The sequence below is a fragment of the Gordonia hankookensis genome, from assembly GCF_014673215.1.
GTDB lineage: Bacteria > Actinomycetota > Actinomycetes > Mycobacteriales > Mycobacteriaceae > Gordonia > Gordonia hankookensis.
On the sequence record NZ_JACWMS010000002.1, the window covers coordinates 1,221,485 to 1,247,116 of the forward strand.

At 65.8% G+C, this 25,632-nt stretch carries 20 protein-coding genes, 1 tRNA gene and 1 pseudogene; 9 read left to right on the top strand and 13 right to left on the bottom strand.

The window, feature by feature from the left end:
- Positions 1–526 precede the first annotated feature (526 nt).
- The 4 genes and pseudogenes from IDF66_RS24125 to IDF66_RS12855 all read left to right on the top strand — a co-directional run.
- Positions 527–636, top strand: a pseudogene (locus IDF66_RS24125) (agmatinase); the annotation flags it as partial.
- A 512-nt stretch (positions 637–1,148) separates the two neighbouring features.
- Positions 1,149–2,003, top strand: a complete 855-nt coding sequence (locus IDF66_RS12845) for a hypothetical protein (RefSeq protein WP_190267113.1) — start codon at positions 1,149–1,151, stop codon at positions 2,001–2,003.
- A gap of 73 nt (positions 2,004–2,076) precedes the next feature.
- Positions 2,077–3,372 (top strand): hypothetical protein, encoded by a 1,296-nt coding sequence (locus IDF66_RS12850; RefSeq protein ID WP_190267114.1) that lies wholly within the window; start codon positions 2,077–2,079, stop codon positions 3,370–3,372.
- A 1,092-nt stretch (positions 3,373–4,464) separates the two neighbouring features.
- On the top strand, positions 4,465–5,178 hold the full coding sequence (locus IDF66_RS12855; protein WP_190267115.1) for a hypothetical protein: 714 nt from the start codon (positions 4,465–4,467) through the stop codon (positions 5,176–5,178).
- Between the two features lie 715 nt (positions 5,179–5,893).
- Here IDF66_RS12855 and IDF66_RS12860 read toward each other — a convergent pair.
- The gene (locus tag IDF66_RS12860; RefSeq protein WP_190267116.1) at positions 5,894–6,370 is read right to left on the bottom strand and encodes a DUF4190 domain-containing protein; all 477 of its coding nucleotides are present in this window, start codon (positions 6,368–6,370) and stop codon (positions 5,894–5,896) included.
- Between the two features lie 736 nt (positions 6,371–7,106).
- Entirely contained in the window at positions 7,107–7,310 is a 204-nt protein-coding gene (locus IDF66_RS12865; RefSeq protein WP_190267513.1) for a hypothetical protein, read from the bottom strand.
- Positions 7,311–7,427: 117 nt separating this feature from the next.
- On the opposite strand from IDF66_RS12865, the gene IDF66_RS12870 reads away from it, so the two are divergent.
- Positions 7,428–7,949, top strand: coding sequence for a peptidylprolyl isomerase (locus IDF66_RS12870; RefSeq protein WP_164310104.1), 522 nt, complete (start codon positions 7,428–7,430; stop codon positions 7,947–7,949).
- A 47-nt stretch (positions 7,950–7,996) separates the two neighbouring features.
- Complete coding sequence (locus tag IDF66_RS12875; protein ID WP_190267117.1) at positions 7,997–8,890, top strand: rhomboid family intramembrane serine protease; 894 nt, start codon at positions 7,997–7,999, stop codon at positions 8,888–8,890.
- Positions 8,891–8,906: 16 nt separating this feature from the next.
- Here the strand turns inward: IDF66_RS12875 and IDF66_RS12880 are convergent, their stop codons facing one another.
- Both IDF66_RS12880 and crgA read right to left on the bottom strand, forming a co-directional pair.
- Entirely contained in the window at positions 8,907–9,410 is a 504-nt protein-coding gene (locus tag IDF66_RS12880; protein ID WP_190267118.1) for a PH domain-containing protein, read from the bottom strand.
- Between the two features lie 92 nt (positions 9,411–9,502).
- Positions 9,503–9,793 (bottom strand): cell division protein CrgA, encoded by a 291-nt coding sequence (gene crgA, locus IDF66_RS12885; RefSeq protein WP_124709472.1) that lies wholly within the window; start codon positions 9,791–9,793, stop codon positions 9,503–9,505.
- 218 nt (positions 9,794–10,011) lie between these two features.
- Between crgA and IDF66_RS12890 the strand changes: the two genes are divergently transcribed.
- Complete coding sequence (locus IDF66_RS12890; RefSeq protein ID WP_190267119.1) at positions 10,012–10,695, top strand: aminodeoxychorismate/anthranilate synthase component II; 684 nt, start codon at positions 10,012–10,014, stop codon at positions 10,693–10,695.
- Between the two features lie 96 nt (positions 10,696–10,791).
- On the opposite strand, the gene pknB is transcribed toward IDF66_RS12890, so the two are convergent.
- The 7 genes from pknB to IDF66_RS12925 form a co-directional block, all read right to left on the bottom strand.
- The gene (gene pknB, locus IDF66_RS12895; protein WP_190267120.1) at positions 10,792–12,720 is read right to left on the bottom strand and encodes a Stk1 family PASTA domain-containing Ser/Thr kinase; all 1,929 of its coding nucleotides are present in this window, start codon (positions 12,718–12,720) and stop codon (positions 10,792–10,794) included.
- Between the two features lie 106 nt (positions 12,721–12,826).
- Positions 12,827–14,203 (bottom strand): serine/threonine-protein kinase, encoded by a 1,377-nt coding sequence (locus tag IDF66_RS12900; protein WP_190267121.1) that lies wholly within the window; start codon positions 14,201–14,203, stop codon positions 12,827–12,829.
- Positions 14,203–15,708 carry a peptidoglycan D,D-transpeptidase FtsI family protein gene (locus tag IDF66_RS12905; protein ID WP_164310112.1) on the bottom strand — a complete coding sequence of 502 codons (1,506 nt, stop codon included), beginning with the start codon at positions 15,706–15,708 and terminating at the stop codon, positions 14,203–14,205. Before IDF66_RS12905 ends, IDF66_RS12900 begins: the two co-directional genes overlap by 1 nt.
- The gene (locus tag IDF66_RS12910) at positions 15,705–17,135 is read right to left on the bottom strand and encodes an FtsW/RodA/SpoVE family cell cycle protein (RefSeq protein WP_164310113.1); all 1,431 of its coding nucleotides are present in this window, start codon (positions 17,133–17,135) and stop codon (positions 15,705–15,707) included. The genes IDF66_RS12905 and IDF66_RS12910 overlap by 4 nt, the downstream gene beginning before the upstream one ends.
- Entirely contained in the window at positions 17,135–18,595 is a 1,461-nt protein-coding gene (locus IDF66_RS12915) for a PP2C family protein-serine/threonine phosphatase (RefSeq protein WP_190267122.1), read from the bottom strand. Before IDF66_RS12915 ends, IDF66_RS12910 begins: the two co-directional genes overlap by 1 nt.
- Positions 18,592–19,056: an FHA domain-containing protein FhaB/FipA gene (locus IDF66_RS12920; RefSeq protein ID WP_164310115.1), complete on the bottom strand. Its 465-nt coding sequence runs from the start codon at positions 19,054–19,056 to the stop codon at positions 18,592–18,594. Before IDF66_RS12920 ends, IDF66_RS12915 begins: the two co-directional genes overlap by 4 nt.
- 182 nt (positions 19,057–19,238) lie before the next feature.
- Positions 19,239–20,438, bottom strand: coding sequence for a DUF3662 and FHA domain-containing protein (locus IDF66_RS12925; RefSeq protein WP_190267123.1), 1,200 nt, complete (start codon positions 20,436–20,438; stop codon positions 19,239–19,241).
- A gap of 388 nt (positions 20,439–20,826) precedes the next feature.
- Between IDF66_RS12925 and IDF66_RS12930 the strand changes: the two genes are divergently transcribed.
- Positions 20,827–20,912, top strand: a tRNA-Leu gene (locus tag IDF66_RS12930).
- 138 nt (positions 20,913–21,050) lie between these two features.
- Here the strand turns inward: IDF66_RS12930 and IDF66_RS12935 are convergent.
- On the bottom strand, positions 21,051–21,710 hold the full coding sequence (locus tag IDF66_RS12935) for a DUF6802 family protein (protein ID WP_190267124.1): 660 nt from the start codon (positions 21,708–21,710) through the stop codon (positions 21,051–21,053).
- A 216-nt stretch (positions 21,711–21,926) separates the two neighbouring features.
- The gene (locus IDF66_RS12940; RefSeq protein WP_317628677.1) at positions 21,927–23,774 is read right to left on the bottom strand and encodes a multicopper oxidase family protein; all 1,848 of its coding nucleotides are present in this window, start codon (positions 23,772–23,774) and stop codon (positions 21,927–21,929) included.
- A gap of 228 nt (positions 23,775–24,002) precedes the next feature.
- Here IDF66_RS12940 and IDF66_RS12945 point away from each other — a divergent pair, with 228 nt between their 5' ends.
- Positions 24,003–25,631, top strand: coding sequence for an MFS transporter (locus tag IDF66_RS12945; protein ID WP_190267125.1), 1,629 nt, complete (start codon positions 24,003–24,005; stop codon positions 25,629–25,631).
- Position 25,632 lies beyond the last annotated feature (1 nt).

The window sequence follows — 25,632 nt, forward strand, 5'->3', positions numbered from 1 at the left end:
ACAACAATTGTCGCGGAGCTCTCAACGTTGGGGTTATTGCACCGAAAGGTAAGCGCGGGACCATTCGAGTAACCGTGACCTCCTTTGGATTCACAGGCGACGGAACGGGGTGGACGCGAAACCCAAAGTGCCGGTTTCTCCTTCGACTGACGCAGTGGAGTGCGAGGTATCCGGTCGGCAAGGAGGAGTTCTATCCGGTCGCGTTCGGCCCGCGCCGGGGCGAGAGGTTCGTTCGCGAACTCCATCCAGGATCTGGCATCGGCTCCTTCAACGTAGCCACCTACGCAATCAATCAGCCCGTCCAGGTGCCCCAGTCTTATGGTGGCAGCGGATTTCTTGCCACGGTTCCTTGAGATGAGTGGATGTGCTGATGCAGGTCCACTCTCGCGAACGTTCTACACCCGGAACTACCCAGAAGCTGATTGAGCGCTGGACTTTCAGATGGTTCGCTCGGCGCCTACTCGTTCGGCGGGTCCGCTGTATCGTTCGGCGATACACTCTCGGGCGGCCGGCCTGATCTGGACCCATGGGCGCCGACTTCGTCGAGGCCGCGCCCGCCGATCATCCCTATGACCACGCCGAGATCACCGGTGTCGCGGCAGCCATCTCAGTTTCGAACTGTTGTCGGTGATGGCGGCAGGCGGCTTGGTTGATGTTCCCTTGTTTCACCTCCAGGATCGGGCAACCAAGATTCATAACAGTCTGGCGATCTGGTTAAGGCCCTCATCACCCCATTGGTTTCGCATTCGGCGGTCTTGTGTTCAGTGGCGTGTCTGCGCAGTCGAGGGACAGGGTTTCGACGAGATGGTTCACCCTTGCGCGTCGTCCGAGCGAATGATTTTGAACGTGTCTTCATCACCCGGGAGGGTTTGGGGTCGGAAACAGCGCTACCGCGATGTCACAATCCGGACGGCGGATACACGGCGAGAACGGACAAAGGACTGGTCGGGTATCCTGCCAGCGAGCATTGTCGGGGGCGCGGTTGTTCGGGGGCTTCATTTGACGCAGGGGGAACTGTCCGCCACTGGTGTTGACGTAGCGCCGGTGTGGGATTGCCACGCTGCTTGCAGCGGCGTGACGTGCCGCCGTCATCCGGACAAGCCAGTTACGCCACGGACTTGCGACGGCCTGGGGAGGAGGCAACGACAGTGGTGACCGAAGGTAGGCACGAGTGGTTCGCCGACGTTCCCGCGTGGCCGACAACGGGCGACACGCCAGCGCGTGCATTGGCCCGGGCTCTTGCCGACGCGAGGCTTGTCACTGTCGGCCCCAGGCCGGCGTCCCCGATTGGCGGGCGCACGGAGGAATCACCACCGCCACCCGATCCCCAGCATCCTGAGACCTCGGTTCCGGAGGTCGCACCGGATGACGATCAACCAGCGCGAACCGCTCTCTCTGATGAGGATCTGTTTGAGCAGATGCGCGTCCGTAAGGTCGCCCCGAAGGGGAAGAAGGGTCCACAGCGCTTCTGGAAGGATCACCGCGGTCCCATTGTGGGGGCAGCCGCAGCCGCTTTGGTGGTCGGTGTTGCGGCAGCGCTTGCGATTGGCAAGTCCATGAGCGGCGACGACCCGACCCCGAAACAAGTGGCCGTGCCACAGCCCTCGGCAACATCTTCTGCCGCAATGGCTGAGCCTTGCCCGTCATCTACCGACGGCGCGGTCACGACTGGCAGTGATGCCGGCGACCAGAGGTCCGGTCCCGGTGTGATCAAGGCCTTCAATCACGCCTATTACATCGAACGATCAGCCACACGGGCCCGAGCGGTATCCACCCCGAACGCAGTGGCATCACGAGACGTGATGCAGAAGTACATCGATCAGCGACCGCGCGGCACCGAATACTGCCTTTCGATCACGGCTCGCGGCAGAACGACATATGACGTCGAGCTCACTGAGACGCCGCCGGATCCGGGCGCGGTCCCCATCGTCTACCGGCAGACGATCCAGACTGTCGAGGCCGGCGGTAAGACCTGGATCTCCTCGATCAAATCCATCGGATGACGTACCTCCGATGAATCGCCAACAGACCACAGGCTTCCCGATGGAAGCCGCCTTTGAAAGGAATCTCACCACCATGGCTTACGCATCAGAGCGCCGGTCGCGGCATCGTCATGATCCGGAGGGTCGTCGAAGCCCGTTGTTGTTGTCGGTGACCTCGGCGGCGTTGGCCGCGTCGATTGCTGCGGGTGTGGGTGCGGGTTTGGCGCAAGCTGCTCCGGAGCAGGGTGGTACGAGTCCGAGTGATACGGCGCCGCAGCAGGGTGGTACGACTCCGGATGTGCCGGCGCCTGAGCAGGGTGGGACGACGCCGACTCCGCAGGTGGAGCCTGCGTATACGCCGGGTCCGGGGTCGATTCCGGCGCCGCCGCAGGAGGCGCCGTATCAGTCGTATTCCGAACCTGATTCGGGTGCGAGTTATGAGAATGCGTATACGCCGTTGCCGTCGCGGCCGTTGACCGCGCCCAAGCTTGCCAAGCCGGTGCGCCCGATTGCGCCGCCGCCGAAGAAGATTCGGGTCGGCAACTTCGTGTCTGATATTCCGAAGGGGATGTCGCAGAAAGATGTGAACTCGGTCAATGCGTGGTCGGCGTATGGGGAGGCCAAGATCGCGCAGGGTTTGATTTCGGTGGGGGTGCCCGAGGATCAGGCATCCCGTCAGGCGGCGTCGACGATCATTGGTGTGATGACCGGCGGAACTGCGGGTGCGGTGACGTTGGGGATTCCGGCTGCGGTGATGGGCGCGGCAGGTGGCGCGGTGATCGGAACCGGGGTCGGGGCGGTGGCGGGCGCGGTATACAACGGGGTGGCTTTCGGGTGGCTAGGTCCGCTGTCTCCGCAGTGGGGGGTAATGGTCGGCATCGGCACTGCTGCGGGCGCCGGCATTGGACTCGCAGCAGGCGGTGCGATCGGCGCAGTCGGTGCCGGTGCCGCCGGTGCGGCGCTGGGCGCAGCAATCGGTGGAACCGCTGGTGGAGCCCTCGCGTACGCCCTCGGAGCAGGAGACCCGGGCGCGCATCCTGAGGAACCCTGGAAGCAGGGCAAGCCACAGTCACCGAAAGCCAAGCCGCTCCCGAACCCCGGGGCCAATCAGTTCGAGTACAAGCTCTCCGCCCAGGATGCGAAGAAGTCGGGATTGCCGGCCGTCAATTACGTCGTCAATCACCGCGGTGACGTCAACGTCGAGGTCGGGAACTGGAAGGCGAACTGGAGCGTCGAACAAGCGCTCGCGCCATACGGGCTGATGGGTGGCGAAGCTAAGCAGGGCGAGAAGTCTGCGCGTGACATGACCAAGCAGCGCAGTAGTCAGATCGAATCCACAGTTCCGGGGGGGAAGGTGGACTGGCCGCAGGAAATCGCGCCAGGACACTGATTAACTCAGCACCACCAATGACCTTGCAAAATGACCCAAGGTGACGATCACCTCGAACGGCCCACAATCCGCGCCGCAAGGGATGTGACCAAGACAGATCTAAATGATCAAACTGCATGAGTGCTAGGGGGAGAGTGTGATTCGGAAGCTGGCAATGCTCGTCGTGACTGTCGTCGTGGGTGCACTGACTGTACTTGGTTCGGGCGTCGCATCCGCTGATCGGCCGGTTCCGCGATTGACAGTCTACAGCGAAACCCTCGGTATGTTTGGTGACCACGACTTCTGTCGTGGAGCAGTACATGTTGGGTTGACCACGCCCACCACGAAACGTGGAGTTCTCCGGCTGACCTTAAAGTCTTACGGATTCATCGGCAATGGTTCGGGGTGGCAGCGTAATCCGCATTGCCGAGTGCTCGTGGATGCGGTGACCACAAGTGCGAACAATCTCTACAAAGAGACCTTCATTGCCGCTACATTTGGTGCGCGTCCGGGCCAGCTAGTGATTCGCGATATTTACACTGGCTCGGGGCCGGTCAGTATCGGCGTAAATCCGTACGCACGAGATACACCGATTCGGGCCCCGCAGGGGCAGGCCGTTGGAGCGATGGTTCTGGTTCCATGACGTCGCACTCGTCGGCATAAACGATCGATTATCCACGCAGTCCGGATGCGGCCGCAGACGTATCGGGCCACCGAGGCCGTGGTCAAGAGGGCGAGCTATGCAGACCACGGTGAGTTGTGGCCAGATGGTCTGATAGAGGTATGTTTCCAATCACAGCTTGCAAAATGGACGAGGGCGTGGCTGGACATGCAATCCGGCTTGGCGTGCGGTTACGGTGGCCAGCAACTGGGGTTCGCGAGGATAATGGGTAGTCGCTGTTTCGGTGGCGTTTGGTCGCGACATGACCAAGCAACACAGCGGTCAGGGAATTCCACAGTTCCAGGCCCTGAAGTCAACTGGCCGCAGGAGTCCGCACCGGCCCACCGGAACAGGACGAATAGACTGGGGGCGGCCCGCGCAACACTGGGTCGCACCGGGTTGGTGACCAAGTCCCACATGGTGCGCCGATACAACGGAGTTCGAGAGTTACGATGAGCGAGGATGCACAGGGACGGTCCGACCCTATCCATCCACCGGACACCGCAGAACGCAGTGTCGTCGTTTGCGGCACCGCAGGCGGAGTTGGTACCTCGGTGGTTTCAGCTCTCCTGGCCGAATACCGTGCAGCGACCTCACTGGGTGGCGCGTCCTGGTGGGTTGACGCTGCGGGAAACGACGGAGATCTGCACCAGCGGCTTCGTGCAACAGGGGATGAGGCGTTGCTCCGAACGGCGTCGGGTACGGGATTACTCCCCGCCCCCGACGCTGCGGTCACCGATGTCGTTTTACACACATGGCGTTTCGGCGCCGTGCCCGTAGTCGATGCCGGATCGCGCCCTCTGACGGTCCTGAGTGAGCTCGAGTCACCCGAATTACGTGACGTCACACCCGTTCTGGTCGTCGGTCCGCGTCCTGATCTCCTGAACCGCGCACGTGAGATCTTCACCGAATGGGATCAGGCCGGGGTGCTCGAACGCACCGTCGTGGTGGTCTGTTGTCAGGTACCGACTCTGAATCATCAAGCGCTCACCCAAATGCTCATCGACGTGGTGTCGGGCAGTGTCGCAGGCGTCATCGGGTTTGATTATGAGCCGGTGCTGGGTGGTGGCACTGCGCTCGATAGAGAAGCTCAGCGGGGGTTCGCACCCGGTTCATGGAATGCGTTTCGCGATCTGGCCGAGTTGACCAGCGGGAGACGCGCTTAGACATCAGATCGTCTTTTTGGTGGCAGGTCCGGCCTCCGCGCGCGTCGAGAACCGCGACAACTGCAGACGGCCAATGAAGGATCTGACAAGACCAATTGAATCAGGGAATGAGAACGAAATTTCTTGTGCCCCAGGACAGGCCATGAGTCTGGAAACCTAGTACGTGCAGACCCGAACCAGTGGGTAGCGTCAGGTGAACCGACCTTCCGCCCCGGGGTCCTGCGGTAACGGTCCGATTCCAACCCCCGCGAACGAAGTCCATGCCGACTTCGATGTTGACCCTGCAGACTGGATTGGCTCGCCAATGCGCACCGTCTCCTGCGAAGCTCCGCGGCGTGTACGTAACGAATGCTCGACCGGGCCGCGCCTGGTCGACATCGATGGCGACGTGTATCGCTCCGCGACACCCACTGTTTCCGCCCACTGCCCAAACATCCTCGCTGTATTGGCTGATCCTGGGCGCCGGGTGTGATGCCGCGGCAGCGGTTCCTGCGCCGATGGCCGGTACAACGACGAGTGCAACAGCAGCGCACAGCAGGGTCAGGGAACGATGGAACACGCCAGGCCTTTCGATTCAGTTCACGGGCACAAGCCACTATGTCTTGCCGGTGATGCTAGCGAACCGCGTCAGCAAGCAAACGATCACACCGGTCGGACCGCTCAAGTGTCAGTCACCCGAATGACTCTGCCGATCAGCAGCGCCTCTGGTGACCGCCTACGACCCCTGCCCAGCAATCCAGAAGTACGTGAGCAACGCCAGCACGACCACCGCGACGTAGAGCCAACCGATCCAGATGGCAACGCGCGCAAAGGGTTCACCGAGTTCACGACTACGCGCGATGCTCGCCCGTGAGCGGTAGCCCAGATAGAGGCCGATTGGTGCGGTGATCCCGAGGATTGAGAGCACCAACGCCCAGATGGCCGTCCGATTGGTCGGACGGTTCGATGCCGGTGATCGGGAGGGCTGCGGTGGCGCGGTCTGGGTCCGTGGCGGCACGGGCTCCTCCGGAACGTCGTCGACGGGCTTGTTGATGGAAGCGGAGTAGGCGAGCGGGCGGGGTGTCTCGCTCTGTTCGGTCTTCGCGTCCGGCGTCGAGTCGACGGGACTGAAGTCGTCGGCAGGTCCGAGGAACGGCGCGGCACGGTTGACGGTCGTCTTTTCGTCGCCGGGTGGCGTGGCCGGTGCCCGCATCGTGGCGTCGGAGGATGCTGCAGCGTCAGGCGGTGACGCAGCTCGGGTCGGCGCGGCGCCAGGGGGTGGGCCACCGGGCTGCGGACCACCGGGCTGCGGACCACCGGGCGGCGGAGCGTCCGGCGCGGATCCGCGAGGACGAAGACCACCAGGGGGCGGACCACCAGGGGGTGGGCCGCCACGGCCCGGAGGGGGCGGACGTTGTCCGGGAGGAGGTCGGTAGCCGGGAGGCGGGGGACCACCGCGACGCGGAGGTGGAGCGTTGCGCGGTCCACCAGGGCCGGGGTTCCAGGGCGGAGTACCGCCACCGGGTCCACTGGTGCCAGGGCCCCCGCTGCCGCTGGACGGGGGCGGAACCAGTCCTCGACCACTCGGTCCGCGTCGTCCCTGAGGTGGCGGGCCAGGCCTGCTCGCAGGTGGCGGTCCGGATTGAGGAGGGCGGGGAGTGCCACGGCCCGCCGGTGGTGGCGCGGCCGACCGCGACGGCCCGGAGGCCGGAGGCAGGGGGCCGGGCGCGGTGACCGGTGCGGTCGGGCGGCGTTCCCACGGAGCCGGGACCTGTGGGTTCGGCGTCGCGGCGCTGCTGTCGTCGTCCTTCCCGCTGTCCGTGGGTTTCGGATTCGCGGGCGGACGCGAACTGTCGTCGGAGGTCACCATTACAAATTACCGGTGTGGGCGCGGCGACCGCGCCGCTACCGCTGGGTCGTTCGTCGCAGTGGGCTGGGCTGAGTGGCTTTCATGACGCCGCCGGGGCCGAATCCCCCGATGTGGCGTTGAGGTCCTCGACCCGGGGGACGGTCGCGGATACCGGTGCCGGTTCGCGACGTGAGCGTCGGACGATGACCACTGCTACCGCGGTCGCGAGCAGGGAGGCCACGACCGACACCGCGGCCCACACATACTTGTTCGGCATGCCCACCAGCGTGCCAGCCCGACTCATCGCCTGTCACCTCGGACGTGTCCGACATGTTCGGGCAGGACGCCTATCGGGCTATACGCGGGGGCATGTTCGCGGACGGCAGAGTGCAGACCTGGCGTCAAGTGGTTGGATGGAGACGTGACTACTCAGAAGCAGACCGCGACACTTCACACCAATCGCGGCGACATCGTTGTCGAACTCTTCCCCAACCACGCACCCAAGACCGTGGCCAACTTCACCGGCCTGGCTGACGGCTCAAAGGAGTACAGCCAGCCGAACGCCTCCGGCGGTGACAGCGGCCCGTTCTACGACGGCTCGGTCTTCCATCGCGTCATCGAGGGCTTCATGGTCCAGGGCGGCGACCCGACCGGCACCGGCCGCGGTGGCCCTGGCTACCAGTTCGAAGACGAGTTCCACCCGGAACTGCAGTTCGACCGCCCGTACCTGCTGGCCATGGCCAACGCCGGGCCGGGCACCAACGGTTCGCAGTTCTTCATCACGGTCGGACCGACCCCGCACCTGAATCGCCGCCACACCATTTTCGGTGAGGTCGTCGATCCCGCTTCGCAGCAGGTTGTCGACGCCATCGCGACCACGTCGACCGACCGCTCGGATCGTCCGCTCGACGAGGTGGTCATCCAGAAGATCGAAATCAACTGATCGGCCCGCAACAACCCGGACCTCAGTACGCCGCCGGCTCACCGGCGGTGTGCTTCCGGCATCCCGACCGCCCGACCGGCCTGGCGTGCAGCCGCTGCGGACGACCCGCATGCCCGGAATGTCTGCGTCCGGCGGCGGTCGGCCAGCACTGCGTTGACTGCCTGCGCAATGACGGTGTCCAGAAGTCAGTGACGCGACCGACGTTCGCCGACCGCGGCATCCGCCCGATGGTGACGAAGCCCATGGTGGCGGCCCGCCCGTACGCGACGTACGGCCTGATCGCGGTCAATCTCGTCGTCTTCGCCATCTGCGCGATGCAGGCGAAGGGCGTCGACATGGTCCGATCGCCGCTGTTCGTCGATTGGGCGCTGGTGAAGCCCTGGGTCGCCGACGGCGACTATTGGCGATTGCTCACGGCCGGATTCCTGCACTTCTCGGTCACCCACATCGCGCTCAACATGATCTCGCTGTACATCCTCGGGCGTGACCTCGAGCTCGCGATCGGCATCCCGCGCTACCTGGCTGTCTACGTGACATCGCTGCTCGGTGGCAGCGCGGCCGTGATGGTGTTCGGATCGGTTGCCGTCAACGCCGGGGCATCGGGCGCCATCTACGGTCTGATGGGCGCAGTGCTGGTCATCGTGCTGAAGGCGCGGGTCTCACCGGTCCCGGTGATCTCGATCATCGCGCTCAACCTGGTCCTGTCGGTGACCATTCCCGGAATCTCACTGCTGGCTCACGTCGGCGGCCTGGTCTTCGGCGCAGCGGCCGCCGCGGGCATCATCTTCCTGCCGCAATGGGTGCTCTCGCCGCAGCACCGTTCGGCCACGTCCGTCAGTCGGGTGGGCTGGACCAGTGTTGTGGTGCTGCTCGTCATCGCGCTGGCCATCGGTATCGGCGCGGGGGTCGTGTACGCGAACTCGCACGTCCTGGTCGGCTGACGACGCGGCAGCGCGACTACTTGCGCTGATCCTCGACGACGAAGCCGGCGCGCCGGAGGTCGTCGGCGACATCCCCGAGGTCTGCGCCGAGATCCCATCGGCTGAACACCACCAGGCGCGTGTCCTCACGCAGGCCGTCCGCGGGTGCCGTCGACGGCGCGTCGTCGCGCAGTACATCGAACTCCAGCTGACCGGTCCGTCGGCCGATGCGCCGGAAGTCGATCAGACGGATTCTGTCGATCCGATCCCGCGGATACGTGTGGGTGCCACTGAGGGTGCGCACCGTGATCGCCGGCTGTGGATCATCAGTCGTCGCGGCGAGGCGTGGACGTATCCACAGGGCGTATCCCGCGAAGCCCAACAGCAGCAGCGCGGCGAACCCCATCAACACCACACCCACCGGGTCAGAAGCGGTCAATACCGCCGCGACCAGCAGAATCAGCCCCCCAGCGGCAAGCGTGAATGCGGCAGGTCGTGGTGTGGACCATTCGAGTGTGGACAGATCGGCTGAGTTATCCACAGGACTTACTCACAGTGGGGATGAGTTACACACATGTGATTTCCACAGTGTGGATGAATTACACACATGTGAGTCGGGTTCGACACCGGTGGTCAGCGCCACCGCATCGTCATCAGCAGACCCACCACCATCAGGGCGAATCCGATCAAGAAGTTCCACGGGCCGAGGTTGTACATCCAGTGCAGGGCCTTGCCCTCGGCGCCCAGCGCCGACGGTGTCGCGACGAGGTAGAACACGATGAGCCAGGCGAGGCCGAGCAGCATCAGTCCGAGCATGATCCACACGTAGATGTTGCTCGATGGTCCGGCCTTCACCTTGACCGGCGTACGGCTGGCCGGGTTGATGGTGTAGTCGGTCTTCTTCCGGACTTTTGACTTCGGCATGACTTCCTTTGTAGTGCTGAACAGCGCGTCGGGCTGTCGGTCGGCGCGACGGTGCCGGAGATGGCCCGCATCGGGAGCCGGCGGTCCGTCGCTCTCGCAAGAGTTCTGTGTCTACGGTATCTCACCAGGTAGCTGACCCGACAATGTCGCGATTCCGACGTCGGGCGGCCCGGAAAACCGGGTGACCCGTCTGTGGGTGCCCGCGGTAGCCTGACGGGGTGAATCAGCCGTCTGCGCACGTGGGAGCCGGAAACACCTCCGGCCGCATCCTGGTCATCGACAATTACGACAGCTTCGTCTACAACCTGGTCCAGTATCTGGGTCAGCTGGGCGTGGAGGCCGTGGTGTGGCGCAACGACGACCCGCAGCTCGACGACCCGACCGCCGCGACCGAGGGCTTCGACGGCGTGCTCCTGAGCCCCGGACCAGGTACCCCGCAGCGCGCGGGCGCGACGATCCCGATGGTCGGCGTGGCACGGGAGACCGGCATACCGCTCCTCGGCGTGTGCCTCGGCCACCAGGCGATCGGCGCGGCGTTCGGTGGCACCGTCGACCGCGCGCCCGAACTCCTCCACGGCAAGACATCGCTGGTGTTCCACGACGACGCGGGTGTGCTCGTCGGACTGCCGGATCCGTTCACCGCGACGCGGTATCACTCGCTGACGGTCCTGCCGGAGACGATCCCGGACGAGCTGGTCGTGACCGGCCGTACCGAGTCGGGCATCGTGATGGCCATGGCGCACCGCGAACTGCCGATCCACGGGGTGCAGTTCCATCCCGAGAGTGTCCTCACACAGGGCGGTCACCGGATGCTGGCCAACTGGCTGGCGGTCTGCGGCGTCCACATCGACGAATCGCGGGTGGCCGTTCTCGAGGCGGAGATGGCCGCCGCGGTCGGCTGACCGCGGGATCTCGATACGGCTCCTCGCTGCGCTCGTCGCCTACTCGATCGGCGGGTGGCGATTCGGTCGGCGGGTGGCGGGTGACCGGGGACCGGATCAGCCGGGCAGCAGACTGCCCTGACCGACGACGATCGAGACCGAGCCGTTCTTGCGTACGCGTGCCCCGGCATCGGGCTCCTGGCCGACCACTTTGCCGTCATCGGAGCTGGTTATCGGGACGTTCCGCGTCGACCGCGTGAGCGTGGTGTCCTCCCAGCCGGCCGCGGCGAGCGACTGGCGGGCCTGTGCGGGGGTCTGCCCGCGCAGGTTGGGCATCACGAACATGTTGCCGCGCGACACGACGATCTGCACGGTCGAGCCCTGTTCCACGGTGGTACCGGCCGACGGTGAACTGCTGACGACCTGACCGGCCGGCAATTCGGAGTCGCCGGCGACCGAGACGACCTTCAGGTTGACCTGCTCCAACACGGTGCGCGCCGCGTCCTCGGTCTGACCGGTGACGTCGGGGACGGTGATCTCCCGCGGGCCGTTGCCCACATGGACCACCACGGCGCCGTTCACCGGGGCCTCGGCGCCGATCGGCGGCGTGGTGCTCACGACCTTGTCCTTGAGGTCGGCACTGGAGTCGACCCGATCGGTCTTCACATTCGAGAAGCCCAGGACGCGTAACGCCTCGGTGGCCTCATCCGGGGTCTGGCCCTGTAAATCGGGCATCTGGTGTCGCTGAGGGCCGGTCGAGATGTACAGCGTGATCTCGGATCCCTGCGCGGCCAGCACGTTCTCGGCCGGGGTGGATCGCGTCGCCGAACCGGCGGCGACGTCCAGGCTGGGTTCCTCGAGCTGTTTCACCTTGAAACCGGCCTTTTCCAGGCTGTCCCGCGCGTCCGTCAGGGACTTCCCCGCGACGGCGGGTACCGGCACCTGCCGGGCCGAGTCCGAGCTCCACGGCGACCACAGCAACAGCCCGGCAAGCAGGACCACCACAGCCGCGACGGCACCGATCACCGGACCACGGATACGGCGCCGCGCCGGTCCGGCGTCGTCACCGTCACCGTCGGCGTCGTCACGCCGGTGGTTTCCGCTGCCACGTCGGACACCGGCGTCGGCAGCCAGGGCGCGGCGCGGGCCGCTGTCCATGAACTCGGTACGGTCCTCGTCGGACAGCAGCATCGGCGCCGACGGTTTGCCGCCGGCGAGCACCTTGATGAGGTCGGATCGCAGGTCGGCGGCCGACTGGTACCGGTTGGCGGGGTTCTTGCTCATCGCCTTGAGCACCACGGAGTCCAGCTCGCGCGGGATCTCCGGACGGATCGACGACGGCCAGGGCGGGTCTTCGTGCACGTGCTGGTGCGCGACCGCAACGGGCGAGTCGCCGGTGAACGGAGGTTCGCCGGTGAGCAACTCGAACAGCACGCAGCCCATCGAGTAGATGTCACTGCGCGGATCGACCTTGATGCCGCGCGCCTGCTCCGGCGACAGATACTGCGCAGTGCCCATGACCGCCGACGTCTGCGTCATCGTCGACGTCGAGTCGCTCATCGCGCGCGCGATGCCGAAGTCCATCACCTTCACGGCGCCGGACTTGTCGATCATCACGTTGGCGGGCTTCATGTCGCGATGCACGATGCCGTTGCGGTGTGAGAAGTCCATTGCGGCAGCCACATCGGCCATCCAGGTCATCGCCTGTCGCGGCGACACCTGTCCGTTGGCCCGGAGCACGTCGCGCAGCGTCTCGCCGTCGACGTACTCCATCACGATGAACGGGAGCGGGCCGTCCTCGGTCTCGGCCTCACCGGTGTCGAACACCTGCACGATGGTCGGGTGGTTCAGCTTCGCCGCGTTCTGTGCCTCGCGGCGGAATCGGAGATAGAAGGTGGGGTCGCGGGCCAGATCGGCGCGCAGCACCTTGACCGCGACGTCACGGTGAAGTCGGAGATCCCGGGCAAAATGGACTTCCGACATCCCGCCGAATCCGAGCGTCTCACCGAGCTCGTAACGATCGGACAGATGGTGCGGTGTCGACATCACCTTGCGCTCACCATCTTTCGCTGCTCGCGATCGTCCGGACGGTGACCGGGCATGATTGCCCGGACCGCGCGTGGAAACGACACCTCATCCATTATCGGTCAACTCATCCACCCGGGAAGCCAGGAATGGTGAACGTCGGAAATGTCGGACGGGTCGCGGTGGGAGCACCGGTGTCGGTGGTCTCCGGAACCGTCGTCGTGGTGGGCTCCTCGGGAGTCGTCTCCTCGGTGGTCGTCCGGGTGGTCGTCGGCTCGCGCGTGGTCGTCTGGACCGGGGCTTCTTCCTGCGTGGTCTCCGGGGCCTGCGTGGTGGTCTCGGTGACCGTCGTCGTGGACGACGGCGCAGGCGCCTCGGGTGACGACGAATCCATGTTCAACAGCCAGTAGCCGAGCAGTGCCAGCGCGGCGATCAACAACACCCCGGCGGCACCGGCGAGCACCTTCTGGCCGGTGGTCCAGCTGTTGTCGTCGGCCGGGGGCGCCGGCCGGCTCGGCGGCCGGCTCGTGGTGCGCGCCGTCGCGGGCTGGGATGCAGCGGTATCGGCCATCGACCTCGTCGTGGGCCGCATCGCAGCGGCTGCGGCAGCCCCGCCCAGGGCTCCTGCGGCGGCGGCCCCGGCAATCGCGCCGGGACGAGGTGGTCGGTGTCCGGCCCGGACCGCCGCGACCGCGGCCGCGAACTCACCGCCGTTGGCGTAGCGCTGGCGGGGATCCTTGGCCAGCGTGGTGTCGATCAGATCGCGCACGTTGCCCGGCACGCTCGTCGGCAGCGGCGGCGGCGTCTCACGGATGTGCTTCATCGCGACGGTGATCGCACCGTCGCCGAGGAACGGGCGCCGACCGGTCAGCGCCTCGTAGCCGACGACGCCGAGCGAATAGACATCCGACGCGGCGGTCGCCTCGTCGCCGGTGGCCTGCTCCGGCGAGATGTACTGGGCGGTGCCCATCACCATGCCCGTCTGGGTGACCGGTGCCGAGTCGACCGCCTTGGCGATGCCGAAGTCGGTGATCTTGACCTGGCCGGTCGGCGTGATCAGGATGTTGCCCGGCTTCACGTCCCGATGTACCAGGCCCTGGCTGTGCGCGGCCTGCAGGGCACGGCCGGTCTGCTCGAGCATGTCGAGGGTGTTGGTCAGCGAGAGCCTGCCCATCCGGGAGATCACCGAGTTCAACGGCTCACCGTCGACGAGCTCCATCACGAGGTAGGCCAATGGATCGCCGCCGCCCCGGTCGGGTGTCTCGCCGTAGTCGAAGACGTTGGCGATGCCCGGGTCATTGAGCTTCGCCGTGGTCTGCGCCTCCGTGCGGAATCGCGCCGTGAACTCGGGATCGTTCGAGTACTCGGCCTTGAGGACCTTCACCGCGACGCGCCGGTTCAGACGGCTGTCGACGGCCTCCCACACCTGGCCCATGCCACCTGTGGCGATGAGACGCATCAGCCGGTAACGATCGGCGATCGTGGTGCCACTTTGGAGCGTCATCAGCGTGCACCTCCCACCAACGCATTGATCACTGCTCGTCCGATCGGCGCAGACACCGCACCCCCTGTTGACGCGGGACCCGGGTCCCCGTTCTCGACCACCACGGCGACCGCGATCTGCGCATTCGAGGACGGCCCGAAGGCGATGTACCACGAGTACGGAGTCTCCGACTCGACGTCCGAGGTCGCCGAGTGCTCGGCGGTGCCCGTCTTCGAAGCGATCGAGACCGGGCCGCCGGCCCCCTGTGTACTACGTTCCGACTCGATCATCAGCGAGGTCAGGGTCGCGGCCTGGTCCGAACTGATCGGCTCGTTGATGGTGGTCGGTTGAGTTGTCTGCAGCGTCCGCAGATCGGCGGCCTGCAACTTGTCCACGAGATAGGGCTGCATCCGGACGCCGCCGTTGGCGACGGTGGATGCCACCATCGCCATCTGCATCGGGGTCACCCGCACGTCGCGCTGCCCGATGGACGCCTGCCCCAGAGCGGCGAGGTCGGGAATGGCGCCGACGGTGGACCGGGACACCGGCAGAGGGGTGTCCGGTTGCTTCTCGTCGAGGCCGAAGCGCTGCGCCGTCTCACGGAACACAGTGATCGGATCCTTCATCTTGTTCGTCGTCAGATCGACGAATGCCGTATTGCACGAGTACTTGAACGCCTGGAGCAGCGAGACAGTGCCCCCGGACGAACCCGGGCAGGTCTCGCCGCCGTAATTGGTCAGGGATGTGTTGGTGCCGGGCAGCACGATCGACGGTGCCGCGGTGAGCCGGACATCGGGGGTCTCGCCGTCGCGCAGCGCGGCCGCCGTGGTCACCACCTTGAACGTCGATCCGGGCGGATACAGCTCGTTGACGGCACGGTTGAGCATCGGGTTGTCGATGTCGCCGGGCTGGTTCCATGCGGCCCAGCTCTTCTCCCGCACATCCTGGTCGTGGCTGGCCAGCTTGTTGGGGTCGTAGCTCGGCGTCGACGCCATCGCCAGGATCTTGCCGGTGTTCGGCTGCAGTGCCACCACTGCGCCGCGGCAGCCGCCCTGACAGCCGTTGCGCAGACCGTCGAAAGCCGCGCGCTGCACCCGCGGGACGATGGTGCTCACCACGTTTCCGCCGCGCGGATCCCGGCCCGAGAACATGTCCATGAACCGCTGACCGAAGAGTCGGTCATCGTTGCCGTTGAGGATCGAGTTCTGGTACAGCTCCAGTCCGGTACTGCCGTACTGGAACGAGTAGTAGCCGGTGACCGGGGCAAAGGCGGTCGCCGTGTTCGGCGGATAGGTGCGCAAGAACTTGAGCCGGCTGTCGGTGGGCACCGACACCGCGACCACGGAACCGCCGTCGGCAGTGATCGCGCCGCGCTGCCGGGCGTACTCGTCGAGCAGCACGCGGTTGTTGCGCGGGTCGGAGCGCAGCTTGTCGGCCTTGAACACCTGGACGTAAGTGGCGTTGGCGAGGAGCGCGATGACCATCACGATCACCGCCATCGACACCCGCTGGATCGGCTTGTTCATCGGCGCACCGCCTGGGTGGGCAGCGAGTCGATGCTCTTGGGCGGCGGCCGCTTACGCGTGGGATCGGGTTCACGTGCCGCGTTCGAGATCCGGATGAGCAAGGCCACCAGGATGTAGTTGGCGAGCAGTGACGAACCTCCGTACGACAGGAACGGTGTGGTCAGACCTGTCAGTGGGATCAGTTTGGTGACGCCGCCGACGACGACGAACACCTGCACGGCGATGGTGAACGACAGGCCGGTGGCGAGCAGTTTGCCGAAACTGTCACGAACCGCGATGCCGGTGCGGAGTCCGCGCAGGACGAAGATCAGATAGAGCATCAGGACCGCCCCGAGCCCGACGAGTCCCAGTTCCTCGCCGATCGTGGCGATGATGAAGTCGGTGTTCGCGAACGGGACGATGTTCGGCCTGCCGGAACCCAGACCGGTGCCGAAGAGGCCTCCGGTGGCCAGACCGAAAAGGCTCTGGCCGATCTGGTAACCGGAACCGTTGAAGTCGCTGAACGGATCCCGCCAGATCTCCACGCGCACCTGCAGATGGGCGAACAGCTGGTAGGCGAGGAGCGCGCCGACGACGAACAGGGTCACGCCGAGGACCAGCCAACTCGCACGCTCGGTCGCGACGTAGACCATCGTCAGCATCGTCGAGAAGATCAGCAGGGAGCTGCCCAGATCGGACGAGTAGGCGAGCACCGCGATCGAGACGAACCATGCGGCCAGCAGCGGACCGAGGTCACGTGCACGGGGGAAGTCCATGCCCAGGAAGTGTTTTCCCGCGGTGGTGAACAGATCCCGCTTCGAGACGAGGAACGCCGCGGTGAAGATGATGATGAGGATCTTGGCGAACTCGCTGGGCTGGATCGAGAAGAACGGCAGGATGATCCAGTTCTTCGAACCGTTGATCTCCGACATCGACGACGGCAGCAGGGCCGGGATGATCAGGAGGACAAGGCCTCCGAGACCCAGCGTGTACGAATACCGCGACAGCGTGCGGTGATCGCGGACCAGGATGAGGATCGCCGAGAACGCGATGATGCCCAACGCCGCCCAGACGAGTTGCTGATCGGCGTTGTGGGTGACGTCGGTGGGGTTGACCGTCTCGCCGTTGCGGCCGGTACCCAGATCAAGCCGGTGGATGAGCACCAGTCCGAGGCCGTTGAGCACGGCGACCACCGGCAGCAGCAGCGGGTCGGCATGTGGTGCGTAGCGTCGCACCACCAGATGTGCCGCACCGAACAGCACGATGTAGGCGATCACGTATTTCGCCAGATCCCAAGTGAGACTTTGCCCTTGGGCTGCCTGGACGATGAGCAGCGCCACCGTCACCAGGCCGATGGCGAATCCGAGCAGCACCAATTCCGCGGTGCGGCCGGTCTGTTCGGGCGGCTGGCGCGGCGGTGCGTGGACGGAACCTGCGGGTTGGCTCATCAATGACCTCTGCAGATCTTGTTGCCGTCGCTGTCGTACTGCGGCGGTGCCTGCGAAGAGGTCTCGGTGGTCTGTGGGGCGGGTGCCGTCGTGCCCGGTGGCGTCGTGCGTGGTGCCGACGGTGCCGGAGACGGGGCAGGCGGCGCACCCGGGGTCGGGACGGGAGCCGGAGCGGGCGTCGGCGCGGGGCACAGCGGCAGGAAGTTCAGGTGCCGTACCCGTTCTTCGGCGTCGGCCAGCGGCATGTTCCGGATGGACTTGCCGACAACCGCGTTGCGGTCGAGTTCGGCGAGGTCGGCGACCTGCAACGGGGTGCAGGTGTCCGACGCGCCGTGGTCGACGAACTCGACCACCGGGTCGGTCTGGTCGAGCCCGGTTACGCAGGCACTCTGGGATGGCGAACTGAGGTCGAGGAACAGCACCTTGTCGGGTGAGCCCTGGAAGACCACGACGTCACCGTCGACTGCGCCGACGTAGTAATTGTTGCGCACCATCGCCCGGGTGACGAAGAAGCCGGCGACGATCAGCGCGATCACCGCGACTGCCGTACCCGCCACGAGCCACCGGTGCCGCCGATTACGAGGGGGCGGTTCGTCGTCGGCCATGATGGTGGGCCGCTGCGGTTCCGCGGGCGGCGGTCGCAGTGCTGCCGCCCGACCGGCGGCCGTTGCCGGGTTGGGCGTGTAGCCCTCGTCGTCGACGCCCGCGGCGCCGCCGACGATGGGCCGTGAATCTCCGTACTCGGTGTCGACGACGTCCGCGACGATGACCGTCACGTTGTCGGGACCGCCACCGCGCAGCGCGAGTTCGATGAGCCGGTCGGCACATTCCTTGTGGTCGACGATCGAGCCGAGGGTGTCGGCGAGCGTCTCCTCGCTGACCACATCCGACAGTCCGTCACTGCACAGCAGGTAGCGGTCGCCGGCGCGCGCCTCGCGGATCGTCAGCGTCGGCTCCACCTCCTGGCCGGTCAGCGCGCGCATGATCAGCGAGCGCTGCGGGTGGGAGTGGGCCTGTTCGGGCGTGATGCGTCCCTCTTCGACGAGGGTCTGCACGAACGTGTCGTCGCGGGTGATCTGGGTCAGCTGGCCGTCCCGGTACAGGTAGCCACGGGAGTCCCCGATGTGGCACAGGCCGATGCGGTTGCCCGCGAACAGGATCGCCGTCAGGGTGGTGCCCATGCCCTCGAGTTCGGGGGAGTGGTCCACCTGGGCGGCGATGGCGGCGTTGCCGCTGTGGGTGGCGCGGTCGAGTTGGGCGAGCAGGTCGCCGCCCGGCTCGTCGTCGTCGAGGCCGCGCAGCGCCTGGATGACCAACTGACTGGCCACCTCGCCTGCGGCGTGACCGCCCATACCGTCGGCGAGTGCGAGCAATCGGGCGCCCGCATACACGGAATCCTCGTTGTTCGAGCGGACCAGCCCACGGTCGCTTCGCGCGATATAGCGCAACACCAGTGTCACGGGCGCAGCTCGATCACGGTCTTGCCGATGCGAATCGGGGTGCTGATGGGGACTTTGACGGCGGTCGTCACCTTGGACCGGTCGAGATAGGTGCCGTTGGTCGACCCCAGGTCCTCGACGTACCAGTCGTCACCGCGCCGCGACAGCCGAGCATGCCGCTCGGACGCATAGTCATCCGTCAGCACCAGCGTCGAGTCGTCGGCCCGGCCGAGCAGGACCGGCTGGGTACCGAGAGTGATGCGGGTGTTGGCCAGCGCGCCATGCGTGACGACGAGGTAGCGCGCCGAGCCGCGGGCGGCCCGAGCCGACCGGTCACGCTTGTCGCCCCGCGTGTAGCGCGCCAACCGACTCCCACCGGCGGTCGCGATATCGGCCCGAAGCGTGCGGATGACGGCGTAGACGAACAACCAGAGCAGCAGCAAGAACCCGAATCGGGTCAGCTGCAGCACCAAGCCCTGCATTTACGTGTTCACCTCCAGCGCCATCGCCTCTCGCGGCCCACTCGTTCCACCCCGGGCGCCTTGTCGTTGAAACGGACCCGACTGCATCTTATGGGCAGACGCTGATTTCGCCGACATTGAGATGTGACAGTTCAGTATCAACGCCCGGTCTCTCGCGGGAGACCGGGTGGATGACGTGGGGACTACTGGAACCGGACGGTGATGTCGGAATGCCCGACGCGGATACGGTCGCCGTCGGCGAGTTCCCAGCTGCTGACCTGGAGGTCGTTGACCGTGGTGCCGTTGGTGGAGTTCAGATCGGTCAGCATCGCGGTGGAGCCATCCCAGCGGATCTCCACATGCCGGCGCGACACGCCGGTGTCCGGCAGACGGAACTGTGCGTCCTGGCCGCGGCCGATGATGTTCGATCCGTCACGCAGCTGGAAGGTGCGGTTGCTGCCGTCTTCGAGCAGCAGGGTGATCGCTGCCGGCGCGTAGCCCCCACCCGGCTGGGCATAACCCTGGTCATAGCCGCCCTGCTGGTAGCCGTACTGGGGCTGCTGGGCATAGCCCTGCTGGTAGTCGTAGCCGGGCTGCTGTGCGTATGCGGGGTCGTAGCCGCCCTGCTGGTAGCCCTGGTCGTAGCCGGGCTGCTGTGCATAGTTCTGGTCGTAGCCGCCCTGCTGGTAGCCCTGGTCGTAGCCGGGCTGTTGCGCATAGTTCTGGTCGTAGCCGCCTTGCTGGTAGCCCTGGTCGTAACCCTGCTGGCCGTACCCGGGCTGTCCGTATCCCTGCTGCGCGTAGGCCTGGTCATAGCCGGGCTGCTGGGCGTAACCCTGCTCGTAACCACCCTGCGGGTAGTCGTAGCCACCTTGCTGGCCACCCTGGTCGTACGCCGGGTCGGTGCCCCTGCGCTGGTCGTATCCGGGGTTGTTGGTCATTTGTGGGGCTCCTACTTCTCGGTGTGCACGTTGTGGGTGCTGCTGTGCTGGTGGTCGTTGCGGACCGGGCGCGACAGGCCGCAGACGCGCATCCGGGTTCACCGCACCGCGGGCGCGGAATATACCCGTATGCAACGACGGCGACTGGTCGAACTCTACGACCACCCGGCCGTAGGTCTGCCAGCCATTGTCGGAGATGAAGTTCTCGAGATGCTTGGAGAACGTCTTGCGATTCAGTTCGTACTCGGCCGCGATCTGCTCGTAGTCGGTGGGACTGAACAACAACGTATAGCTGTTCGGAGCGAGGACTGCACCGTCGCCGAGGTCCTCGAGGGATTCCTCGGCCTCTCGCTGCAGTCCGTTCTCGATCTCCTGCGGGGCCACCTGGCCCCCGAAGACCCGTGCGAAGCCGTCGTCGACGGCGCCCTCGAGCTTGCGCTCAATACGCTGCAGAATGCCCACCGGCGACCTCCCTTCGCGGCTCGGTTCCAGACGGCCATGGCGTGTCGCCGTGCGTATGGCCTTGATAGATGATACCGATTGTGCCCATTGTGACGGGGTTCCCGTCAATGCAGCACCGCGCGCAACATCAGCACCACCGACGTCGTGCTCATCACCCTACCCGCCGATCCGGATGTGACCAGCGCGTATACGCGTATTTCTGATCACGAATCGGGCTATTCAACTCGGCAAACGCGGGTGTATTCGGCCCACGCGTGCCGTCGACGACCCGCGTTGTGCCGCCAGACCCGCGTGACTGGCCACCAGGACGGGTGAGCGGCGCCGCCGACCGGTTTTACTTCCGCCCACCGGCCTTGCTATCGTCTTCCAGTCTCACGCAGACGGCCACGGGCGAGTGGCGGAATGGCAGACGCGCTGGCTTCAGGTGCCAGTGTCCTTCGGGACGTGGGGGTTCAAGTCCCCCTTCGCCCACCACGAGCGGTTCAGCTCACAGCAGTACATCAGGTCAGGTTGCAGAAATGCGGCCTGGCCTTTTTCGTTCCCGAGTGCGCCGACAGCGCAGTGCGGCAAGACGAGCGCCTCCGCCGTCGACGGCTCGAATGATGATGTCCGTCAGGCGAGGACGTCGTGGTCGTAACCGCCGCTGGTGTCCTCGTGCGGCGTGGTCGGCTCGTCGGACGAGGAGGACCCGCTGTCGTCGGTGTAGGTGTCGATGTGACCGTCACCGTCGGTGTCGTGCCCGTACGCGTCGGCCTGGCCGTCGTAGTCGGTGTCGACGGCGGAGGTGTCGAGGTGGCCGTCGCCGTCGGTGTCCATGGCCACCGCATCGATCTTGCCGTCGGCGTTGGTGTCCAGTGCGAGGGTGTCCGGGTCCCCGTCGCGGTCGGTGTCGGAGAGCACGGTGTCGGCCCGTCCGTCAACGTCGGTGTCGAGGGTCTGCGAGACGAGGCGACCGTTTTCGAGCGTGTCGACCTGGGTGACGTCACCCGACGCGTCGAGGTGAACGATCTGATCCGCCTGCCCGTCGCCGTCGACGTCCGAGGCCACCAGCACGCCACCGTCGGAATCCGAGACCGCTCTGGTGTCGAGCGTGCCGTCGCCGTCGGTGTCGGCGTCCACGAGGACGACGTTGCCTGCGCCGTCGTAGTGCACCTCGACCTCGTTGCCGTTCTTGTCGGTGGTGTGCACCACGGTGCGTGGCTCATCCGACGTGCCGTTCGGGGTGGTGGCGTTGTCGGGGCTGGTGGCGTTCGGGTTGGCATTACCGGACATGGCGGTGGCCTTTCAACTCGGTGGGTGATCCTGTCGGGAGTCTGATGCAGCCCGATATGCGAGATGTTCCCGCCGATCTGCGCGGTGACGGTGTTCATTGTCCCGACGGACCACCGGTGACGCGGCCCGCAGATGCGAAATCCATTTGATCGACCGACGCATGTCCACGCCGGTGGCGACCCACGACCGAGCCGGGTCCTCGACAACCGGTTCCGCTTACCGGACCAGCCGATATCGCAACATCATGTCGTGGTCCTCGTGATCGAGGATGTGGCAGTGCCAGACGTACCCCTGCAGGTCGGTGGTGATCATCCGGTGTGCGGGCATCGCACCGGCGTGGTGGCCTCCGGACATGTGCGGCGCGACCGATCGGCCGTGGGCCGGTCGAATGCGCGAGTCGGTCGCGTCGGATGAGAAGACCGCGTCCGGATCGAAGCCGAGTTCGTCCGCCCGGGGGAACCGGACGAGGATCGAGGTCACGTGGCCGCCGTCGGCCCGCACCGTGTCCTTCCACCCGGCCTCCCACGCGGCGGCCGGTCGCATCGGCCCGGCGTAGAAGTTGCTCGGGTCCGGCGCCCACCGGGTTCCGATGGGCGGCTGCGGATTCGCCACCTGGTAGTCGACGGTGCGGAGGGGACGTCGCCCGAGGACCCGGAACATGATCAGGTGCAGATGGATCGGATGCGGGTCGGGCGTGATGTTGATGATGTCCCAGCGCTCGACGGTGCCCTCCCGGGGCTTTTCGATCTGTGGATCGCTGAAGCGAAGATTGTTGAGCGACATGATCGCCGGCGGCAGGCGGACCTCGTAAGGCTGTGACACGGACACCCGTCGGATCACCTCGGGCCGGGCCGGGGGAGGGATCCGTGCCGGCCGATTGCGCCCACCGCGCAGGGCGGTCGGTACCGGTCGCCGGTCGCCACGGCTCGTCCCGGCTGTGAACCGACAGAACCTCGACAACGCGACCTCGCCCAGCACGGCGGCCTGGAAGGGTGGGGTCAGATCGTTGCACAGCTCGACCGATTCACCGGGCGCCAGCGAACTGAAGTCCACCAGGATGTCGAATCGTTCGGCGGGCGCCACCAGGATGGAATGGCACCGCACCGGCTCGTTGAGCAGACCACCCTCGTTTCCGATCACCCAGAAACGCATGCGGTTGGAGAAGAACAGCCGCCAGACCGAGAACGACGCGGCGTTGATGAGGCGGAACCGGTACACCCCGCGGGCAACGGTCATCTTCGGCCACACCCGGCCGTTCACCACACCCCGATCGCCGACGGCTCCGCCTTCCCACAAGCCCTGCGGCACTACGGGTGTGGATCGCAGACTCTGTCGGCCGTCCTCGTGAAAGACCTTCTCCTGCAGGATGAGTGGGATCTCATTCGGCCCGGACGGCAAACCGAGGGGGTTGTCGGCGCCGCCGGTGTCGTAGCCGTCGCGCAGAAAGTACATCCCGGTGAGGCCTGCGTAGACGTTGGCGCGGGTGATGCCCATCGCATGATCGTGATACCAGAGATGCCCGGCCTCTTGACGATTCGGGTACTCCAACAGCGATGTGCCGTGGTGGGGCAGCAGCAGGCGTTGTGGATGCCCGTCGAACTGTGGGGGCGTGGCGCCGCCGTGCAGATGCAACGACGTGGGCGGGCTGCTCCGATAACTCTCGGAGACACCGTGGAGCGTGGTGTCGAGATCTGCGGCGAAGGTGTGCCTGCCGAGTTCGCTGCGGTAATGGAGAGTCGTCTGCTCGTCGACGTGGGCTTCGATCGTCGGGCCGTGATACGACTCGTCGTTGTAGCCCATCGCCGGTACCCGCGGCTGGTCTCGATGGAAACGCGTCGTCGTGGACCGCGCGACCATCTCGATAGGTTCGGTCGGCGATGACATGATCACCCTCGGCACCGGGAGATCGTCGACGTACTTCTCCATCGGCGGCGAGTGGAAGATCGTCGGGTATGCCGGCGGCGGTGCGGGCTCAGCTGCTGCGCTACCTCGGCCGAGCCGGGCCGCTGCGGCGGCTGCCGCAGCTCCCACGAGTAGTTGCCGACGACCGATGTTCGCGCTCACGCCTGCTCATCCCCCGGATCATTTACGTTCATTGAGACACCTGTGGAGAAGCTACTCGGCGTCTCGTCGCGCCCGACCGGGCGCACATCCTCGCGCTCCGTGAACCCTCCAGCCGCCATCCCCGGTGGTATGTTGCCCGCGAGTGACCATCGACAGAAGAACCTCAGGCCGGCAGTGCCTCTGCGGGCAGTGTCCGGCTCGGCCGAGTGCGTGACGGAGGGCTGTGTCATGACCACCCCGACGACCGATCCACAGACCGAGGACCGATCATCGTGGCTCCCGATGATCGGGCTGTTCCTGGCGCAGGTCCTGATGTCGTTCAACGTCGCCGCCCTCCCCGTGTCGCTCGGGGGCATGGTCAGCGATTTCGGCGTGGCCCCGACGGTCGCCAGTTCGACGATCGTCGTCTACGGACTCGCGGTCGCTGCTCTGGTCATGGTGGGCGCCAAGCTCGGGCAACGCATCGGCTGGGTGGTGCTCTTCCGCGTTGTGGTGGCCTCTTTCGCCTGTTCGGCGCTGTTGATGATCGTGTCGCCGACGGTCGGCTGGGCCATCGCGGGCCAGGCCCTGGCCGGCGCGTCAGCCGCGATCATCGTGCCCTCCCTGGTCGCCCTGATCGCCGAGAACTATCACGGGGATCAGCAGGCCACCGCCATCGGCTCGTTGGGATCGGCACGCGCGATCTCCGGCGTGAGCGCCTTCTTCATCGGTGGTGCGCTCGGCACCCTCGTCGGCTGGCGGCCGGTGTTCGGCATCGTCCTGGCACTCGCGGTGATCGTCTTCGCTTTCAGCTTCACCCTCCGGTCGAGCCGGGGGGACGCGAGCATCAAGATCGACCTCGTCGCCGCAGTGCTCATCGGTGCGGGCATCGTCCTGCTGACCCTCGGTTTCAACAACCTCAACGCATGGGGGGTCTTCTTCGCCGACCCCGGTGCACCGTTCGACCTGCTCGGGTTGTCACCCGCGCCGATCATGATCGTCATCGGAGTGGTGCTCGGTCAGACGTTCTTCCTGTGGACCAGGCGGCGCATGACGGAGGGCAAGGTCCCGTTGGTGGATCTGTCCGTACTCGCCCGTCCCAGCGAGCGAGCCGCTGTGTACGCGATGTTCATCGTGGTCTCGATGGAGGCGGCGATCAACTTCACGGTTCCCCTGTACATCCAGATCGTGCAGGGGCGCACGCCTTTTGACACCTCGCTCGCGATGATGCCGTTCAACTTGACCGTATTCGTCACCGCGACACTCGTCGTGCGCATCTACAAGCGGTACTCGCCGCGTGTGATCGGCACCGTCTCGTTCATCCTCACCACGGTGGCCTTGTTGTGGCTCGCCTTCGTCGTCACCAACAACTGGGAGACGATTCCGACGATCATCGGCCTGATCGTCTTCGGGATCGGGCAGGGTGCACTCGTCACCCTCGTGTTCAACGTCCTGGTGACGTCGGCACCCAAACGCCTCGCAGGCGATGTCGGCTCGATCCGTGGAACCACTCAGAACCTGGCATCCGCGGTGGGCACCGCCGTCATGGGAGCGTTGCTGGTGACGATTCTGAGCTTCGGCGTCGGGCAGGCCGTCGTCGAGCATCCGCGGCTGCCGGAGTCCCTCGTCGCCCAGGTGGATCTGGACAACGTCAACTTCGTCAGCAACGACGAACTCCGTGACGTGCTCGAGGGAACCGATGCCACACCGGAGCAGGTGGACGCCGCGGTGTCGGTGAACGAGGACGTCCGCCTGCGCACCTTGAAGTTCGGGTTGCTGATCCTCGTCGCGCTGAGTGCCATCGCGATCTTGCCAGCGAGCCGGCTGCCGAACTACCGGAGGGAGGAGATCCCTGCCCCGGCCTCCGGTGCAGAATGAT

What these genes read in the sequence shown, in the direction of transcription:
- IDF66_RS12860 (WP_190267116.1), bottom strand. Translation starts at nt 6,370, where the DNA reads ATGCGGGCACCGGCCACGCCACCCGGCGACGAAAAGACGACCGTCAAC.
- IDF66_RS12920 (WP_164310115.1), bottom strand. Translation starts at nt 19,056, where the DNA reads ATGCAGGGCTTGGTGCTGCAGCTGACCCGATTCGGGTTCTTGCTGCTG.
- IDF66_RS12910 (WP_164310113.1), bottom strand. Translation starts at nt 17,135, where the DNA reads ATGAGCCAACCCGCAGGTTCCGTCCACGCACCGCCGCGCCAGCCGCCC.
- crgA (WP_124709472.1), bottom strand. Translation starts at nt 9,793, where the DNA reads ATGCCGAAGTCAAAAGTCCGGAAGAAGACCGACTACACCATCAACCCG.
- IDF66_RS12905 (WP_164310112.1), bottom strand. Translation starts at nt 15,708, where the DNA reads ATGAACAAGCCGATCCAGCGGGTGTCGATGGCGGTGATCGTGATGGTC.
- IDF66_RS12945 (WP_190267125.1), top strand. Translation starts at nt 24,003, where the DNA reads ATGACCACCCCGACGACCGATCCACAGACCGAGGACCGATCATCGTGG.
- IDF66_RS12850 (WP_190267114.1), top strand. Translation starts at nt 2,077, where the DNA reads ATGGCTTACGCATCAGAGCGCCGGTCGCGGCATCGTCATGATCCGGAG.
- pknB (WP_190267120.1), bottom strand. Translation starts at nt 12,720, where the DNA reads ATGTCGACACCGCACCATCTGTCCGATCGTTACGAGCTCGGTGAGACG.
- IDF66_RS12935 (WP_190267124.1), bottom strand. Translation starts at nt 21,710, where the DNA reads ATGTCCGGTAATGCCAACCCGAACGCCACCAGCCCCGACAACGCCACC.
- IDF66_RS12855 (WP_190267115.1), top strand. Translation starts at nt 4,465, where the DNA reads ATGAGCGAGGATGCACAGGGACGGTCCGACCCTATCCATCCACCGGAC.
- IDF66_RS12900 (WP_190267121.1), bottom strand. Translation starts at nt 14,203, where the DNA reads ATGACGCTCCAAAGTGGCACCACGATCGCCGATCGTTACCGGCTGATG.
- IDF66_RS12865 (WP_190267513.1), bottom strand. Translation starts at nt 7,310, where the DNA reads ATGAGTCGGGCTGGCACGCTGGTGGGCATGCCGAACAAGTATGTGTGG.